Here is a 16,955-nt window from a genome sequence, read left to right on the forward strand (position 1 = left end):
AATAGATTAGAATTATCAGATAATATCATTTTATGTTATAATGAAGAAAAAATAGAGGTGTTCAAATGTCAGAAGCAGGTCATAAGTTTTTAGCAAAACTGGGGAAAAGACGCTTACGTCCAGGTGGAAAACGTGCTACAGATTGGTTAATTGCGGAAGGAGAATTTTCAAAAGAAAAGAGAATACTAGAAGTTGCGTGCAATAGGGGAACTACAGCAATTGAGTTGGCACAGCGTTTTGGTTGTAAGATAACTGCTGTTGATATGGATGGACAAGCCTTAGAAGTGGCTAAAAAATCTGCTGAAATGGCAGGTGTTGGTCATTTGATTAGATTTGAAAGAGCAAATGCAATGAAACTTCCTTATGAAGATGCTAGTTTTGATATTGTTATAAATGAAGCTATGCTGACTATGCAAGCCGATCAAGCTAAGAAAAAATGTGTAATGGAGTATCTAAGGGTTTTAAAACCTGAAGGTCTTCTTTTGACACATGATGTGCTTCTTAAGGAAGCTAAAGAGTCTGTCAGACAGGAATTGTCACAAGCAATTCATGTAAATGTAGGTCCTTTAACTCAAGATGGTTGGGAACAGGTGATGATAGAATCAGGTTATCATGATGTGAAAGTATTGACTGGTGAAATGACATTAATGAAATTATCAGGTATGATTTATGACGAAGGTTGGCTAGGAACTTTGAAAATTTGTGTAAATGCTTGTAAAAAGGAGAATAGAAAGCAGTTTTTAACGATGTATAAAATGTTTGCTAAGAATAAACAGAAATTGGGCTTTATTGCTATGGCTAGTCATAAAACGTCAAATCGTTAGATAATCATTGAAGTTAACTTTTCCTGTCAATCGAAAGTGATTATGTCCCAAAAAAATGGTGATATTGAGGGCAATTATTTTCATTTCATTTGACACGAGGAACCCTTGAAGCTGTTTTGTTAGCTAAACCAAGGCTAGTCTTAGCCTTAGCTCGCCAGCCTAACAGCTCCAAGCCTCATATCAAATGAAATTCTTTCCTCATACTGCTGGCTTTCTCTCTCCTAAGTTTACCGGATAGAGTGATTTGCTTTAAGGAAAAGTTTCCCATTTAGCGATAATATGATGGTTATCAAAGTTCAAATGTAGCTAAAAATTGGCGAATTCGTTCAGGTCTTAGCCAAGGAGATACAGCTTTATCTACTGAACTTAATCTTTCGCTTGCTTTACAGAATTACGGCATCAAAAATGTAGGTTTTGCAACTGTTTGGGGGCAACAACATACAGAGGCAGAAGTTTCTGGTGATTCGACAAGTAATTTTATTGAATGGGTAAATAGTAGTTTAAAATAGTTTTTACTTTATGATAATACTTATAAAAGGTTGAAGACAGATCTGTCTCAACCTTTTTTCTATTCAAAAAATATAAATACGTATAAACTTTCTAATCTATTTGATATTGTAAACTATCTAGATAGAAAATTCAGAAAATTGTTTCTTTTGTCTTGAAAATTTTTGAAAAAATGGTATTATAGAAACAAGTCATTTTATTGAGAAGAGAAAGGGGAACGATGGAGAAAATCATTTTAGACTCACCAAAGTCAGGTTCGGAACTCGTTTTGGAAACGCTCCGTGACCTAGGAATCGATACGATTTTTGGTTATCCAGGCGGGGCGGTATTGCCTTTATATGATGCTATTTATAATTTTAAAGGCATTCGCCATATTCTAGGTCGGCATGAACAAGGTTGTCTTCATGAAGCAGAAGGTTATGCTAAGTCAACAGGGAAACTTGGTGTCGCAGTCGTCACAAGTGGACCAGGAGCTACGAATGCTATTACTGGTATTGCAGATGCCATGAGTGACAGTGTTCCCCTTTTGGTCTTCACAGGTCAGGTGGCAAGAGCGGGAATCGGTAAAGATGCTTTTCAAGAAGCAGATATTGTCGGTATTACCATGCCGATTACCAAGTACAACTATCAGGTTCGTGAGACAGCAGATATTCCACGTGTGATTACAGAGGCTGTGCACATTGCGACTACCGGTCGTCCAGGACCAGTTGTTATTGACTTGCCAAAAGATGTTTCAGCTCTTGAAACGGACTTCGTCTATTCTTCAGAGATAGATTTACCAAGTTATCAACCAACTTTAGAGCCAAATGAGATGCAAATCAAGAAGATCTTGAAGCAACTCTCTAAGGCTAAGAAGCCAGTTTTGTTAGCTGGTGGTGGAATTAGCTATGCAGAGGCTGCAGCGGAGTTAAATGAATTTGCAGAGCGATATCAAATTCCTGTTGTTACCAGTCTTTTGGGACAGGGAACAATTGCAACTAGCCATCCACTGTTTTTGGGAATGGGTGGGATGCATGGTTCCTTTGCAGCCAATATCGCAATGACTGAAGCTGATTTTATGATTTCGATTGGGTGTCGTTTTGACGACCGTTTGACTGGTAATCCTAAGACATTTGCGAAGAATGCCAAAGTAGCGCATATTGATATCGATCCAGCAGAGATTGGTAAGATTATCGCTGTTGATATCCCAGTTGTCGGAGATGCTAAAAAGGCCTTGCAGCAGTTACTAGCGGAGCCAATCGTTCGTAACAATACTGAAAAATGGATTGAAAAAGTTACCAAAGATAAGAATCGTGTTCGTTCTTATGATAAAAAGGAACGTGTCGTACAACCACAAGCAGTTATTGAACGTATAGGCGAATTGACTAAGGGTGATGCCATTGTCGTAACTGACGTCGGACAACACCAAATGTGGACGGCTCAATACTACCCTTATCAAAACGAGCGTCAACTCGTAACTTCAGGTGGACTAGGAACCATGGGATTTGGAGTTCCTGCAGCCATTGGGGCAAAAATTGCTAATCCAGATAAGGAGGTCGTGCTCTTTGTCGGTGATGGTGGTTTCCAAATGACCAATCAGGAATTAGCAATCTTGAACATCTACAAGATTCCAATCAAGGTCATCATGCTTAATAACCATTCACTTGGGATGGTTCGTCAATGGCAAGAAGCCTTCTACGATGGTCGAACATCAGAGTCAGTCTTTGATAGCCTTCCTGATTTCCAATTGATGGCTCAAGCCTATGGAATTAAGAATTATAAATTTGATAATCCTGAAACCTTAGAGAAGGATTTGGAAGTCATCTTGGAAGATGTACCAATGTTTATCGAGGTAGATATTTCTCGTAAAGAGCATGTTTTACCGATGGTACCAGCTGGTAAGAGTAATCATGAGATGTTGGGGGTGAAGTTTAATGCGTAGAATGTTAACAGCCAAACTTCAAAACCGGTCAGGAGTTCTCAATCGCTTTACCGGTGTCTTGTCTAGACGCCAAGTCAATATTGAGAGTATCTCGGTAGGTGCAACAGAAAATCCTAATGTGTCTAGAATTACCATTATCATTGATGTTGCATCGAATGATGAGGTTGAGCAAATCATCAAACAACTCAACCGTCAGGTCGACGTTATTCGTGTCCGTGATATCACAGATAAACCGCACTTGGAGCGCGAAGTGATTCTGATCAAGGTCTCAGCGCCTGCAGAGAAGCGAGCAGAAATTTTAGCTATTATCCAGCCTTTCCGTGCAACTGTTGTTGATGTGGCTCCGAGCTCCATTACTGTTCAGATGACTGGGAATGCGGAAAAGAGTGAAGCTTTGATTCGGGTTATTCGACCATACGGTATCAAGAATATCGCTCGGACGGGTGCAACTGGATTTACCCGCGATTAATACTCTTCGAAAATCTCTTCAAATCACGTCAGCTTTGCTTTGCCGTAGGTATATGTTACTGACTTCGTCAGTCTTATTTACAACCTCAAAGCAGTGCTTTGAGCAACCTGCGCCTAGCTTCCTAATTTGCTCTTTGATTTTCATTGAGTAAAAAATAACTTAAATTTGTTAATCTAGCCTATCAGGCAATAAATATAGAAAAGAGAGAAAAACTATGGCAGTTCAAATGGAATACGAAAAAGATGTAAAAGTAGCAGCACTTGATGGTAAAAAAATCGCTGTTATCGGTTATGGTTCACAAGGTCATGCTCACGCTCAAAACTTGCGTGATTCAGGTCACGATGTGATCATCGGTGTTCGTCCAGGTAAATCTTTTGATAAGGCAAAAGAAGATGGTTTTGATACTTATACAGTAGCAGAAGCAACTAAATTGGCTGATGTTATCATGATTTTGGCACCAGACGAAATCCAAGCTGACCTTTACGCAGAAGAAGTAGCTCCAAACTTGGAAGCTGGGAATGCAGTTGGATTTGCGCATGGCTTCAATATCCACTTCGAATTCATCAAAGTTCCTGCAGATGTAGATGTCTTCATGTGTGCTCCTAAAGGGCCAGGTCACTTGGTACGTCGTACTTTCGAAGAAGGATTTGGTGTTCCAGCACTTTATGCAGTTTACCAAGACGCGACTGGAAATGCTAAAGATATCGCCATGGACTGGGCTAAAGGTGTTGGTTCAGCACGCGTTGGTCTTCTTGAAACAAGTTTTAAAGAAGAAACAGAAGAAGATTTGTTCGGTGAACAAGCAGTTCTTTGTGGTGGGTTAACTGCCTTGATGGAAGCAGGATTTGAAGTCTTGACTGAAGCTGGTTATGCACCAGAATTGGCTTACTTTGAAGTCCTTCACGAAATGAAATTGATCGTTGACTTGATCTACGAAGGTGGATTCAAGAAAATGCGTCAATCAATTTCAAACACTGCTGAATACGGTGACTATGTTTCTGGTCCACGTGTCATCACTGACCAAGTGAAAGAAAACATGAAAGCCGTTCTTGCGGACATCCAAAATGGTACATTTGCCAACGACTTTGTGAACGACTACAAAGCTGGACGTCCAAAATTGACTGCTTACCGTGAACAAGCAGCTAACCTTGAAATTGAAAAGGTTGGTGCAGAGTTGCGTAAAGCAATGCCATTTGTTGGTAAAAACGACGATGACGCATTCAAAATCTACAACTAATTTTTGAGAATAAAAATAGAAGGCGAGTTGGGGGGTACCTAACCCGCTTTTTATCTTGAAAAAGAATCAAGGAGAAGATTATGCTTAGTGCAAAAGATGTGGTGAAGGCCCACAAGGTTCTGAGTGGTGTCGTAGCCAATACACCACTTGACTACGATCATTATTTATCCGAAAAATACGGAGCGAAAATTTATCTCAAAAAAGAAAATGCTCAACGTGTCCGCTCTTTTAAAATTCGTGGAGCTTATTATGCCATCTCACAATTGACTAAGGAAGAACGTGAACGTGGAGTAGTGTGCGCATCAGCGGGAAATCATGCTCAAGGAGTTGCCTACACTTGTAACGAGATGAAAATTCCTGCAACAATCTTTATGCCCATTACAACGCCTCAACAGAAAATTGGGCAGGTTCGTTTCTTTGGTGGAGATTTTGTAACTATCAAATTGGTAGGAGATACCTTTGATGCCTCGGCTAAGGCAGCTCAAGACTATACAGTTGCTGAAAATCGTACGTTTATTGATCCTTTTGATGATCCCTATGTTCAAGCTGGTCAAGGAACAGTAGCTTATGAAATTTTAGAAGAAGCGCGAAAAGAATCCATTGATTTTGATACTGTCTTGGTGCCTGTAGGAGGTGGAGGACTCATTGCAGGAGTTTCTACTTATATAAAGGAAACGAATCCTGCTATTGAAGTTCTTGGTGTAGAAGCTAACGGAGCTCGTTCCATGAAGGCAGCATTTGAGGCTGGAGGTCCCGTTAAACTCAAAGAAATTGATAAGTTTGCAGACGGAATCGCTGTGCAGAAGGTTGGACAATTGACCTATGAAGCAACCCGTAAAAATGTTGAAACTCTAATCGGAGTGGATGAAGGTTTAATCTCTGAGACCTTGATCGATCTTTATTCTAAACAAGGGATTGTGGCTGAACCTGCTGGTGCTGCTAGTGTGGCGGCTCTGGAAGTACTGTCAGACTATATAAAAGGAAAGACTATTTGTTGTATCATTTCTGGAGGAAATAACGATATCAACCGTATGCCAGAGATGGAAGAGCGTGCCTTGATTTACGATGGAATCAAGCATTACTTTGTGGTAAACTTCCCACAACGTCCAGGGGCTCTTCGTGAGTTTGTAAATGATATCTTGGGGCCAAATGATGATATTACTCGTTTTGAGTATATTAAACGTGCCAGCAAGGGAACAGGACCAGTCTTAATCGGGATTGCTCTTGCTAACAAGCATGATTATGCGGGCTTGATTCACCGAATGGAGAAGTTTGACCCGTCTTATATTAACTTGAATGGGAATGAAACTCTATATAATATGCTTGTTTAATATCCTATAAAATTTTTATCATATCATTTGCCTAACCTATATACGAGTGCTATAATGTAAGTGAAGAAAGGGGGAGATTCCCATGGTTTTACAAGTTTTACTTGTTCTAGTGATTCTAATGCTTATTGTAGGAGCTGTGTTAGTGAGCTCTGTTTATGTCGTTCGTCAACAATCTGTTGCAATTATCGAACGATTTGGTAAGTATCAAAAGTTAAGTAATAGTGGTATTCATCTACGGGCACCATTTGGCATTGACAAAATTGCAGCTCGTGTGCAGCTACGCCTTTTACAAAGTGAGATCGTGGTTGAAACCAAAACCCAAGATAACGTTTTTGTGACTATGAATGTCGCAACTCAGTATCGTGTAAATGAGTTAAACGTTACAGACGCTTACTATAAATTGATGAGACCTGAAGCTCAAATCAAATCTTATATTGAAGATGCATTGCGCTCATCTGTTCCTAAGTTAACTTTGGATGAATTGTTTGAGAAAAAAGATGAAATTGCATTAGAAGTTCAAAAACAAGTGGCGGAAGAAATGTCAACGTATGGGTATATTATCGTTAAGACGCTGATTACTAAAGTTGAGCCGGATGCAGAAGTCAAACAATCAATGAACGAGATTAATGCTGCCCAACGTAAGAGAGTGGCAGCTCAAGAATTGGCTGAAGCAGATAAAATTAAGATCGTTACAGCGGCAGAAGCTGAGGCAGAAAAAGATCGCCTCCATGGTGTGGGGATCGCAGAGCAGCGAAAAGCAATTGTTGATGGACTTGCTGATTCTATTAAAGAGTTAAAAGGAGCCAATGTCGAATTAACTGAAGAACAAATTATGTCAATCCTATTAACCAATCAGTATTTGGATACATTGAATAATTTTGCAGATAAACAAGGAAATAATACAATATTCTTGCCAGCAAATCCTAATGGAGTTGAAGATATTCGAACCCATATATTATCAGCTTTGAAAGCTAAATAATTACAATCTTAACGCAATAATCTAGTTAATATATGTGTTTTAATTGACAAATATTATAAAAACATATAGAATGAAGTTGCGTAAAGAAAAAAATAGGAGAATAACATGGCTAAGTCTAACTTTGAAAAAGTAGAAGCAGTTGTTAGCTGGGTTCGTGATAAGAAGATCACAGGGTATCGTATTTCTAAGGAAACGAATGCGCGTGAGATGTCTATCATTGCTTTGGCTCAAGGACGTGCAAAAGTTAAAAACATTTCCTTTGAAACAGCCCTCGGCTTAATTGATTTCTACAATAAAAATCATGAAAAATTTGAAGATTAGTCTTTGGATATAGGCAGGTTCGAAAAGAATCTGCCTTTTCATTTTTTGGAATATAAAAAAAGACTGCCATTGCAGTCTTTTTCTTATCGAAGATAGCGTTGTAAAAATTCTCTTGTACGTTCTTCTTTAGGATTGGTAAATAGATCTTCAGGTTTGCCTTCTTCTGCAATAACCCCCTTATCCATAAAGATAACACGGTTTGAGACATCGCGAGCAAATTCCATTTCATGGGTTACAACGATCATGGTCAAGCCTTCTTGAGCTAGTTCTTGCATGATTTTGAGAACTTCACCGACCATTTCAGGGTCGAGGGCTGATGTAGGCTCGTCAAAGAGAATGGCATCAGGATTCATAGAAAGAGCACGAGCAATAGCCACACGTTGCTTTTGACCACCAGAAAGTTGTTTAGGTTTGGCTTGCCAGTAACGTTCTCCCATGCCGACTTTTTCAAGGTTTTCTTTAGCAACTTTCTCTGCTTCTGAGCGATCACGTTTGAGTACAGTTGTTTGGCCAACGATTGTATTTTCTAGCACGTTTAGATTTTCAAAAAGGTTGAAGGACTGGAAGACCATTCCTAGTTTTTCTCGATAGTGAGTGAGGTTATAGCCTTTTTCGAGGACGTTTTCACCGTGATAAAGGATTTTACCCTCAGTGGGTGTTTCAAGTAAGTTGATAGAACGTAGGAAGGTTGATTTACCACTACCAGAACTACCGATGATAGAAATAACTTCTCCTTTATGGATAGTGAGTGAGATGTCTTTTAGGACCTCGTTTTGTCCATAGGATTTTTTGAGGTGTTTGATTTCAAGAATGGGTTGATTCATTATTTCAAATCCTCCGTTTGCATTTGGTTAGCACCTGTTGTGTAGGTATCCATATCCATACGTTTTTCAATGTAACGGAGAATACGCGTTACTGTAAAGGTAAGGACAAAGTAGATAACTGCGATGATGGTAAAGGTTTGGAAGTATTGGTAGGTTTGTGTTGCTACTGTATTTCCTGAGAAGTAAAGTTCTACAACAGAGATAACGTTCAATACAGAAGTATCCTTGATGTTGATGACGAACTCATTACCAGTTGCTGGTAGAATATTTCGAACAACTTGAGGCAAAACAATCTTACGCATGGTTTGATTATGAGTCATACCAAGTGCAGTTGCCGCTTCGAATTGTCCCTTATCAACAGCCAGAATACCGCCACGGACGATTTCTGTCATGTAGGCACCCGTATTGATAGAAACGATAAAGATAGCAGCCAGTGTTCGGTCTAGGTTGATTCCAAAGGCTTGTGCAGTACCATAGTAGATAACCATGGCTTGTACAATCATAGGAGTACCACGGAAAATTTCAATATAGACGTTGAGAATCCAGCCAAGTAGATTTTGGATAACGTAGATAAATTGATTTTCAGATTGAGGTGCAGTACGGAAGACACCGATAGCAAGACCAATGATGAGACCGACGATAGTACCGATAATGGAAATGAGAAGAGTAATACCTGCACCACGCAAGAGTTGTTGCCAGTTCTCAGATAGAATTTTAGTAACTTGGCCAAAGAAATTACTGTTGCTTTCTTCAGTTGTTGTAGATTCGGCAGGTTGCTCTTTGATCATACGATCCATGAGCGCAACTTGTTCTTCTTTAGAAATGGTTTCAATGCTAGCGTTGATTTGACTGATACGTTCGTCGTCTTTACGGAGCCCGATAGCAATAGATGTATCTTCTTCTCCAGTTTTAAAACCAGGTTCTGGCTGAATCATTTTGAACTTAGCGTTTGCTGATTCGGCAGTTAAGGCTTCTGGACGTTCAGAAACATAGGCGTCAATAACACCAGCTTCAAGGGCTTGACGCATCTGTGCGAAATCACCCATGGCAGTTTCTTTCTGAGCACCTGAGATTTGTGAAATCAAATTATAAAGGTAAACACCTTGCTGAGAAGTGATTTTTGCTCCGCTAAAGTCGTCTAGTGATTTAGCATTAGCATAGGCAGAATCCTTCTTGACCAAAAGTACTGGTTCGCTAGTGTAGTAGCTGCTTGAGAAGGCAATTTCTTGTTTGCGTTCGGCAGTTGGGCTCATACCTGCAATGATCATATCGATTTTACCAGAGGTAAGGGCTGGAACGAGTCCTTCCCATTTAGTTTTTACAACCAAAGGTTCTTTACCAAGGTCCTTAGCAATCTTTTTAGCGATTTGGACATCATACCCGTTGGCATATTGATTGGTTCCATCGATTTTGACAGCACCATTACTGTCGTCATCCTGAGTCCAGTTAAAAGGTGCGTAAGCTGCCTCCATTCCGATGCGTAAATATTCATCGGCTTGGACCTGGCTAACTAGTCCTAGAGTAAGGGCTAGGCTAGCAAGGATAGATAAGCATAATTTTTTCATGTTTTCTCCTAATTCTAGTCTAAAAATGGCTTCCTCTATTGTATCTAAAAATGGTGAGATTTTCAATACAAGTAAACCTTAAGTTCTAAAAAATGATATAATAGTGAAAAAACATGAAAGGGAATGTAAGATGAAAAAGAGATGGCTTCTTGCTCTGGTATTTACCTGTTTGCTATTTGTGCCTCGTCTAGTTTTTGCAGTAGATTTCGATATTCTTTCCTATAAAGGAGATTTGAATATTCATGCAGATAATACAGCAGTTTTCAAAGAAACAATCACCTACCACTTTAAAGATGATTTTAATGGTCAATTGATTGGACTCGGAAAAGCAGGGAAAATGCCGAAGGGATTTGAAATTGATCCTGATCCAAAGGTTGAGGCATCTAAAAACGGTCATAAAATCGAAAATCTTACTAGCGAAGTGACAGAAGAAACGAATGGTTATACTGTTAAAGTCTATAATCCAGGTCGGGAAGGGGACAGGGTCGAAGTGGAACTTACCTGGCAATTGAAAAACCTTCTTTTCTTGTATAATGATATCGCTGAATTAAATTGGCAACCCTTAACAGACAGTTCAGAATCTATTGAAAAGTTTGAGTTTCATGTAAGCGGAGAGAAGGGGGCTGAAAAACTCTTTTTCCACACAGGTCAACTTTATAGAGAGGGAAGTATTGAACAGAGTGGTCCTGACTATACTATTCGCTTAGATAATCTTCCGTCTAAGCGCGGAGTTGAGTTGCATGCCTACTGGCCTCGAACTGATTTTGCTAGCGCTATGGATCAGGGCTTAAAAGGGAATCGTTTAGAAGAGTTTAATAAGATAGAAGACTCGATTGTTAGAGAAAAAGAGCAGAGTAAACAACTCGTTACTTGGGTGTTTCCTTCAATACTTTCCATCTCCTTGTTATTGAGTATCTGCTTCTATTTTATTTATAGAAGAAAAACCACTCCTTCAGTCAAATATGCCAAAAATCATCGTCTCTATGAACCGCCGATGGAATTAGAGCCTATGGTTTTATCTGAAGCTGTTTATTCTACTTCCATAGAGGAAGTAAGCCCTCTAATCAAAGGAGCAGGCAAATTTACCTTCAACCAGCTTATTCAAGCTACCTTGTTAGATGTGATTGACCGTGGGAATGTTTCTATTATTTCAGAAGGAGATGTAGTTACTTTAAGGTTGGTAAAAGAAGATGGCTTGGCAAGCTTTGAGAGGACCTGTCTAAATCTGGCCTTTTCAGGTAAAAAAGAAGTTGCTGTTTCTGATTTATTTGCGGATTATAAGGTCTCTGAGAGTCTTTACCGTGGAGCAAAAGCTGCTGATGAAAGACGGATTCAAACAAAAGGTCGTAAGCTCAAATATTCTTTTGAAAGAGCATTGAAAGAGATGCAAGAAGGGGTCAAGGACCGAGTCGCTTTCTTGGGGCTACCAGATTATTATCGCCCCTTGACTAGCGGGGATAAGGTCTTGCAAGTGAGCATGGGTGTTTCTACTATTTTCCCACTAATCATCGGATTTGGTTTGTTCTTGTACAGTTTGGACGTTCATGGCTATCTTTACCTGCCCTTGCCAATACTTGGCTTAATAGGTTTAGTTTTGGCTGCTTTCTATTATTGGAAGATTCGACTAGATAATCGTGATGGTGTCCTAAATGAAGCAGGAGCAGAGGTCTATTATCTTTGGACGAGTTTTGAAAATATGTTACGTGAGATTGCACGACTGGATCAGGCTGAATTGGAAAGTATTGTTGTTTGGAATCGTCTATTAGTGTATGCAACTTTGTTTGGATATGCTGACAAGGTTAGCCATTTGATGAAGGTTCACCAGATCCAAGTTGAAAATCCAGATATCAATCTCTATGTAGCCTATGGCTGGCATAGCATGTTTTATCATTCAACAGCGCAAATGAACCATTATGCCAGTGTCGCAAATACGGCAAGTACTTACTCAGTATCTTCTAGTAATGGAAGTTCTGGAGGCGGATTCTCTGGAGGCGGTGGAGGCGGTAGTATAGGCGCCTTTTAAAGAAAATTAAACACAGCTTATAAAAGTATGATATAATGGAGGACAGAAAAAGGAGTTATCTATGTATCTTATTGAAATTTTAAAATCTATCTTTTTTGGTATTGTTGAAGGAATTACGGAATGGTTGCCGATTTCAAGTACTGGTCACTTGATCCTAGCAGAAGAGTTTATCCAGTATAAAGATCAAAATGAAGCCTTCATGTCTATGTTTAACGTAGTCATTCAGTTGGGTGCAATCTTAGCCGTTATGGTTATCTACTTTAACAAGCTTAATCCCTTCAAACCAGGTAAGGATAAAGTTCAAGTTCGTAGAACTTGGCAATTATGGTCCAAAGTTTTTGTTGCAACCCTACCTCTTCTCCTAGTCTTTAAGTTTGATGATTGGTTTGATACTCACTTCCATAATATGGTTTCAGTAGCCATCATGTTGATTGTTTATGGGGTTGCCTTTATCTATCTTGAAAAACGTAACAAAGCGCAAGCAATTGAGCCAACAGTTACTGAGTTAGACAAATTACCTTACAAAACAGCATTGTATATCGGTCTTTTCCAAGTCTTGGCCCTTCTACCAGGGACTAGCCGTTCCGGAGCAACTATCGTAGGTGGTTTGTTGAATGGGACTAGTCGTTCAGTGGTAACAGAATTTACCTTCTATCTAGGAATTCCAGTTATGTTTGGAGCCAGCGCTTTGAAGATTTTTAAATTCATCAAGGCTGGAGAAGTCTTGAGTTTTGGTCAATTCTTCTTGCTCTTGGTAGCAATGGTAGTGGCTTTTGCAGTCAGCATGGTTGCCATTCGTTTCTTGACCAGCTATGTCAAAAAACACGACTTTACAGTGTTTGGTAAATACCGTATTGTCCTTGGGAGTGTGTTGCTACTTTATAGCTTCATTCGACTATTTGTATAAGAAAAAAACCTTGAGGGTAGATTCCTTCAAGGTTTTTAAAATCCAGTCACAGTGACTCCTAATAAACGGACTCCCTTGTCTTTATCACTCAGTGTTTCGTAGAGTTGGATGATACTTTGAGCAATTTCTTCAGAGTCTTGTGTTTGTTGATTCAGTGTTTTTCGTTTTGTTAAAGTAGAAAAGTCAGCATAGCGGATTTTCAAAATGACGATCTTACCACTTTTTTCATATTTTTGAAGACTAAGAGCCACTTTTTCCGAAAGGAGAGTTAGCTCTTTTTTAATATCTTCATCTAGACTTAGAATCTTACTGTAAGTTTTTTCTTTACCAATAGACTTACGGATACGATTTGATTTGACGGGAGAGTTATCTATACCTCGAGCCTTACGATATAGATCAAAGCCGAGTCTTCCGAAACGATCAATGAGAGTGATTTCAGAAATCTCTAAAAGGTCAGTACCCGTATATACACCCATTTGATGGAGTTTTTCAACTGTTTTCTTGCCCACACCGTGGAATTTAGCGATATCCATTTGTTTGAGAAAATCTTCAGCTTCATCAGGAAGAATGACTGTCAAACCATGAGGCTTTTGATAGTCACTTGCCATTTTAGCTAAAAATTTATTGTATGATACACCAGCAGAAGCTGTTAATTGTAATTCATTCCAGATATCCTGTTGAATTAAACGAGCAATTTTAACAGCAGATTTGATACCAAGCTTGTTTTCAGTTACATCTAGATAAGCTTCGTCGATACTCATGGGTTCAATTTTATCCGTATATCGTTTAAAAATAGCTCGAATCTGTTGGCCAACACTAGTATATTTTTCATAGTTCCCAGAAATAAAAATAGCTTGAGGACAGCGTTCATAAGCTTCTTTAGAACTCATGGCTGAGTGAATGCCGAATGCTCTGGCTTCATAACTACAGGTTGAAACAACTCCGCGACCTCCTGTTTTTCTTGGGTCGCTACCAATAACAACGGGTTTCCCTTTTAGTTTGGGATTGTCTCGAATTTCTACCGCAGCAAAAAAAGCATCCATGTCAATATGGATAATTTTACGGGATAAATCATTCATCAGTGGAAATATCAGCATGAAATGGCCTTTCTTTAGTAGTTTTTCTAGCCTTATTATACCTTTTTTCTGAAAAAATAGGAAATAGCTAATTATTTTTCAAAACTATACTACAGTTTGGAATAAAAAAACAACTGTATTATAAAAGAAAGTGTTAAAAAAGAGCGATTTCACTTGTTGAAATCGTTTACTGTGTGTTATACTGAATACATGAATGTAACAGATGACTGTTACTAGAAAGATAAAAGAGGACATTAACATGGTTGTTAAGACAGTTGTTGAAGCACAGGACATTTTTGACAAAGCCTGGGAAGGCTTTAAAGGTGTTGACTGGAAAGAAAAAGCAAGTGTATCACGCTTTGTGCAAGCTAACTACACACCTTATGATGGAGATGAAAGCTTCCTTGCAGGACCAACAGAGCGTTCACTTCACATCAAAAAAATCGTAGAAGAAACTAAAGCACACTACGAAGAAACTCGTTTCCCAATGGACACTCGTCCAACGTCTATCGCTGACATCCCTGCAGGATTCATCGACAAAGAAAACGAAGTTATCTTTGGTATCCAAAATGACGAACTCTTCAAATTGAACTTCATGCCAAAAGGTGGTATCCGTATGGCTGAAACTACTTTGAAAGAAAATGGATACGAGCCAGACCCAGCTGTTCACGAAATTTTCACAAAATATGTAACAACTGTTAACGACGGTATCTTCCGTGCTTACACTTCAAACATTCGTCGTGCTCGCCACGCTCACACTGTAACTGGTCTTCCAGATGCATACTCACGTGGACGTATCATCGGTGTTTATGCGCGTCTTGCTCTTTACGGTGCAGACTACTTGATGCAAGAAAAAGTAAACGATTGGAACTCAATCGAAGAAATCGATGAAGAAACAATCCGTCTTCGTGAAGAAATCAACCTTCAATATCAAGCATTGCAACAAGTTGTACGCTTGGGTGATCTTTACGGAGTTGACGTTCGCAAACCAGCGATGAACGTTAAAGAAGCTATCCAATGGGTAAACATTGCCTTCATGGCTGTCTGCCGTGTTATCAACGGTGCAGCTACATCTCTAGGACGTGTGCCAATCGTATTGGATATCTACGCAGAACGTGACCTTGCTCGTGGTACATTTACTGAATCAGAAATCCAAGAATTTATTGATGATTTCGTTATGAAACTTCGTACAGTTAAATTTGCTCGTACAAAAGCTTATGACCAATTGTACTCAGGTGACCCAACCTTCATCACAACTTCTATGGCTGGTATGGGTAACGACGGTCGTCACCGTGTTACTAAAATGGATTACCGTTTCTTGAACACTCTTGATAACATCGGTAACTCTCCAGAACCAAACTTGACAGTTCTTTGGACTGACAAATTGCCATACAACTTCCGTCGCTACTGTATGCACATGAGCCACAAACACTCTTCAATCCAATACGAAGGTGTTACAACAATGGCTAAAGATGGATATGGTGAAATGAGCTGTATCTCATGTTGTGTGTCTCCACTTGACCCAGAAAACGAAGAACAACGTCACAACATCCAGTACTTCGGTGCTCGCGTTAACGTTCTTAAAGCTCTTCTTACTGGTTTGAACGGTGGTTACGACGATGTTCATAAAGACTATAAAGTATTTGACATCGAACCAATCCGTGACGAAGTTCTTGAATTCGAATCAGTTAAAGCAAACTTTGAAAAATCTCTTGACTGGTTGACTGACACTTACGTAGATGCTTTGAACATCATCCACTACATGACTGATAAGTACAACTACGAAGCTGTTCAAATGGCCTTCTTGCCAACTAAACAACGTGCTAACATGGGATTCGGTATCTGTGGATTTGCGAACACTGTTGATACATTGTCAGCTATCAAGTACGCTACAGTTAAACCAATCCGTGACGAAAATGGCTACATCTACGATTACGAAACAATCGGTGAATACCCACGTTGGGGTGAAGATGACCCACGTTCAAACGAATTGGCAGAATGGTTGATCGAAGCTTACACAACTCGTCTACGTAGCCACAAACTTTACAAAGACGCAGAAGCTACTGTATCACTTTTGACAATCACATCTAATGTTGCTTACTCTAAACAAACTGGTAACTCACCAGTCCACAAAGGTGTATACCTCAACGAAGATGGTTCTGTGAACTTGTCTAAACTTGAATTCTTCTCACCAGGTGCTAACCCATCTAACAAAGCTAAAGGTGGATGGTTGCAAAACTTGAACTCACTTGCTAGCCTTGACTTTGGTTATGCAGCTGATGGTATCTCATTGACAACTCAAGTTTCACCACGTGCTCTTGGTAAAACTCGTGACGAACAAGTTGATAATTTGGTAACAATCCTTGATGGTTACTTCGAAAACGGTGGACAACACGTTAACTTGAACGTTATGGACTTGAACGATGTTTACGAAAAGATCATGTCAGGTGAAGACGTAATCGTACGTATCTCTGGATACTGTGTAAACACTAAATACCTCACTCCAGAACAAAAAACTGAATTAACACAACGTGTCTTCCACGAAGTTCTTTCAATGGATGATGCATTGAGCTAAGATTTATAAATAGTAAATCAAAAACCAGTCACTCTGACTGGTTTTTTTGTTATAAAAATTTTTTAAAAAAAATTAGTCAAATTTAGTCAAAACTCTTGACTAAAACTGACCAAAGTGATATACTAAGAACATAAGGATAAGGAAAGTCCTTAGAAAACCTTGATTTTAAGGTGATTGCATATACTATCTTAAGATCAAAGTATGGGTAAAACCTAGAAAAGAGGTACAACCTATGGTTAACATTAGTATTTTTAGAAGTCCAATCGAAAAACCTGTATTGGATAAAGAAAAACCTGAAATTATACGTAGAGTAGCAAATAGCTAGTCTAAATTTTTTAAAACAAAGGTCAGAGAAAGTCAAAATGTTTTGACTAAATAAATTTGAAACAAACGAGG

At 39.1% G+C, this 16,955-nt stretch carries 13 protein-coding genes; 10 read left to right on the top strand and 3 right to left on the bottom strand.

Annotated features, from left to right (window positions below):
- Positions 1-65: 65 nt before the first annotated feature.
- From AB8E63_RS00905 to AB8E63_RS00935, 7 genes are all read left to right on the top strand, one after another.
- Positions 66-824, top strand: coding sequence for a class I SAM-dependent methyltransferase (locus AB8E63_RS00905; protein WP_368909525.1), 759 nt, complete (start codon positions 66-68; stop codon positions 822-824).
- Between the two features lie 727 nt (positions 825-1,551).
- The gene (locus AB8E63_RS00910) at positions 1,552-3,252 is read left to right on the top strand and encodes an acetolactate synthase large subunit (protein WP_006152123.1); all 1,701 of its coding nucleotides are present in this window, start codon (positions 1,552-1,554) and stop codon (positions 3,250-3,252) included.
- Positions 3,245-3,721 carry an acetolactate synthase small subunit gene (ilvN, locus tag AB8E63_RS00915; protein WP_223333610.1) on the top strand — a complete coding sequence of 159 codons (477 nt, stop codon included), beginning with the start codon at positions 3,245-3,247 and terminating at the stop codon, positions 3,719-3,721. The genes AB8E63_RS00910 and ilvN overlap by 8 nt, the downstream gene beginning before the upstream one ends.
- Before the next feature lie 214 nt (positions 3,722-3,935).
- Positions 3,936-4,958 (top strand): ketol-acid reductoisomerase, encoded by a 1,023-nt coding sequence (gene ilvC / locus AB8E63_RS00920; RefSeq protein ID WP_223333608.1) that lies wholly within the window; start codon positions 3,936-3,938, stop codon positions 4,956-4,958.
- 80 nt (positions 4,959-5,038) lie between these two features.
- Entirely contained in the window at positions 5,039-6,289 is a 1,251-nt protein-coding gene (gene ilvA, locus AB8E63_RS00925; RefSeq protein WP_004251960.1) for a threonine ammonia-lyase IlvA, read from the top strand.
- 82 nt (positions 6,290-6,371) lie between these two features.
- Positions 6,372-7,268 carry an SPFH domain-containing protein gene (locus tag AB8E63_RS00930; protein WP_178895385.1) on the top strand — a complete coding sequence of 299 codons (897 nt, stop codon included), beginning with the start codon at positions 6,372-6,374 and terminating at the stop codon, positions 7,266-7,268.
- 105 nt (positions 7,269-7,373) lie between these two features.
- The gene (locus AB8E63_RS00935; RefSeq protein ID WP_004251963.1) at positions 7,374-7,589 is read left to right on the top strand and encodes a hypothetical protein; all 216 of its coding nucleotides are present in this window, start codon (positions 7,374-7,376) and stop codon (positions 7,587-7,589) included.
- 83 nt (positions 7,590-7,672) lie between these two features.
- Here AB8E63_RS00935 and AB8E63_RS00940 read toward each other — a convergent pair whose 3' ends face one another.
- Both AB8E63_RS00940 and AB8E63_RS00945 read right to left on the bottom strand, forming a co-directional pair.
- Positions 7,673-8,413, bottom strand: a complete 741-nt coding sequence (locus AB8E63_RS00940; protein WP_368909526.1) for an amino acid ABC transporter ATP-binding protein — start codon at positions 8,411-8,413, stop codon at positions 7,673-7,675.
- A complete protein-coding gene (locus AB8E63_RS00945) occupies positions 8,413-9,978 on the bottom strand; it encodes an ABC transporter substrate-binding protein/permease (RefSeq protein ID WP_223333606.1) in 1,566 nt (521 codons plus the stop codon). The genes AB8E63_RS00940 and AB8E63_RS00945 overlap by 1 nt, the downstream gene beginning before the upstream one ends.
- 130 nt (positions 9,979-10,108) lie before the next feature.
- Here AB8E63_RS00945 and AB8E63_RS00950 point away from each other — a divergent pair, with 130 nt between their 5' ends.
- Positions 10,109-12,001, top strand: coding sequence for a DUF2207 domain-containing protein (locus tag AB8E63_RS00950; RefSeq protein WP_368909527.1), 1,893 nt, complete (start codon positions 10,109-10,111; stop codon positions 11,999-12,001).
- A gap of 61 nt (positions 12,002-12,062) precedes the next feature.
- On the top strand, positions 12,063-12,908 hold the full coding sequence (locus AB8E63_RS00955) for an undecaprenyl-diphosphate phosphatase (protein ID WP_368909528.1): 846 nt from the start codon (positions 12,063-12,065) through the stop codon (positions 12,906-12,908).
- Positions 12,909-12,943: 35 nt separating this feature from the next.
- Here the strand turns inward: AB8E63_RS00955 and dinB are convergent, their stop codons facing one another.
- Positions 12,944-14,005: a DNA polymerase IV gene (gene dinB / locus AB8E63_RS00960; RefSeq protein ID WP_368909529.1), complete on the bottom strand. Its 1,062-nt coding sequence runs from the start codon at positions 14,003-14,005 to the stop codon at positions 12,944-12,946.
- 238 nt (positions 14,006-14,243) lie between these two features.
- On the opposite strand from dinB, the gene pflB reads away from it, so the two are divergent.
- Positions 14,244-16,559, top strand: coding sequence for a formate C-acetyltransferase (gene pflB / locus AB8E63_RS00965; protein WP_004251975.1), 2,316 nt, complete (start codon positions 14,244-14,246; stop codon positions 16,557-16,559).
- The last annotated feature ends 396 nt before the right edge of the window (positions 16,560-16,955 follow it).

This window comes from Streptococcus sp. oral taxon 061, from assembly GCF_964211575.1.
Classification (GTDB): domain Bacteria; phylum Bacillota; class Bacilli; order Lactobacillales; family Streptococcaceae; genus Streptococcus.

Bases quoted from the DNA above. Each gene is read 5' to 3' on its own strand.
- ilvN (WP_223333610.1), top strand. From the start codon at position 3,245: ATGCGTAGAATGTTAACAGCCAAACTTCAAAACCGGTCAGGAGTTCTC.
- AB8E63_RS00940 (WP_368909526.1), bottom strand. From the start codon at position 8,413: ATGAATCAACCCATTCTTGAAATCAAACACCTCAAAAAATCCTATGGA.
- ilvC (WP_223333608.1), top strand. From the start codon at position 3,936: ATGGCAGTTCAAATGGAATACGAAAAAGATGTAAAAGTAGCAGCACTT.
- dinB (WP_368909529.1), bottom strand. From the start codon at position 14,005: ATGCTGATATTTCCACTGATGAATGATTTATCCCGTAAAATTATCCAT.
- pflB (WP_004251975.1), top strand. From the start codon at position 14,244: ATGGTTGTTAAGACAGTTGTTGAAGCACAGGACATTTTTGACAAAGCC.
- AB8E63_RS00910 (WP_006152123.1), top strand. From the start codon at position 1,552: ATGGAGAAAATCATTTTAGACTCACCAAAGTCAGGTTCGGAACTCGTT.
- AB8E63_RS00930 (WP_178895385.1), top strand. From the start codon at position 6,372: ATGGTTTTACAAGTTTTACTTGTTCTAGTGATTCTAATGCTTATTGTA.
- ilvA (WP_004251960.1), top strand. From the start codon at position 5,039: ATGCTTAGTGCAAAAGATGTGGTGAAGGCCCACAAGGTTCTGAGTGGT.
- AB8E63_RS00905 (WP_368909525.1), top strand. From the start codon at position 66: ATGTCAGAAGCAGGTCATAAGTTTTTAGCAAAACTGGGGAAAAGACGC.
- AB8E63_RS00955 (WP_368909528.1), top strand. From the start codon at position 12,063: ATGTATCTTATTGAAATTTTAAAATCTATCTTTTTTGGTATTGTTGAA.
- AB8E63_RS00950 (WP_368909527.1), top strand. From the start codon at position 10,109: ATGAAAAAGAGATGGCTTCTTGCTCTGGTATTTACCTGTTTGCTATTT.
- AB8E63_RS00935 (WP_004251963.1), top strand. From the start codon at position 7,374: ATGGCTAAGTCTAACTTTGAAAAAGTAGAAGCAGTTGTTAGCTGGGTT.
- AB8E63_RS00945 (WP_223333606.1), bottom strand. From the start codon at position 9,978: ATGAAAAAATTATGCTTATCTATCCTTGCTAGCCTAGCCCTTACTCTA.